Raw genomic sequence first — 597 nt, 5'->3', positions numbered from 1 at the left:
GTGCGGGCCCGCGCTGGAAGCGCAGGCGCTTGAGGCGGCGCGGGTCGGCGTCGAGCACCTCGAACTCGAGGTCGCCGGGGCCGGCGATGAGCTCGCCGCGCGAGGGCACGCGGCCGGCCAGCGTCACGATCATGCCGCCGATCGTGTCGATCTCCTCGGCCATCTCGCCCACCGCCGCGACGAGGTCGACGCCGGTGGCCTCGGAGACCTCCGCCAGCGGCGCACGGGCATCGGCCACGAACACCTCGGCCTCGCCCTCGAGGCGCTGGACGAGGCGGCCCTCGACCACGTCGTGCTCGTCCTCGATGTCGCCGACCACCATCTCGATCAGGTCCTCGATCGAGATCAGCCCGTCGGTGCCGCCGTACTCGTCGATGACGAGCGCCATGTGGGTGCGGGTCGCCTGCATCCGCACCAGCAGGTCGATCGCCGGCATCGAGGGCGGCACGAACAGCACCGGCCGCTGGATGCGGGTGGAGGCGAGCGTCGCGGTGAGGTCGAGACCAGCCTCGGCGACCTGCTGAAGCTGTTCCGCACCGCCGGCCATTCCCGCCTGCCGGTCTACGGCGAGACGCTCGACGACCCGCGCGGCATGGT

The 597-nt window shown here is 72.5% G+C and carries 1 protein-coding gene; it reads right to left on the bottom strand.

Annotation, left to right across the window (positions count from 1 at the left end):
* Positions 1-597, bottom strand: a 597-nt coding sequence (locus FV223_RS29465) for a transporter associated domain-containing protein (RefSeq protein ID WP_246689874.1), incomplete at both ends; no start/stop codon positions are given.

This window comes from Methylobacterium sp. WL116 (genome assembly GCF_008039455.1).
Lineage (GTDB): Bacteria > Pseudomonadota > Alphaproteobacteria > Rhizobiales > Beijerinckiaceae > Methylobacterium.
The sequence above is the reverse complement of the archived record's forward strand: the minus strand, read 5'-3'. Positions and strand labels throughout refer to the sequence as shown.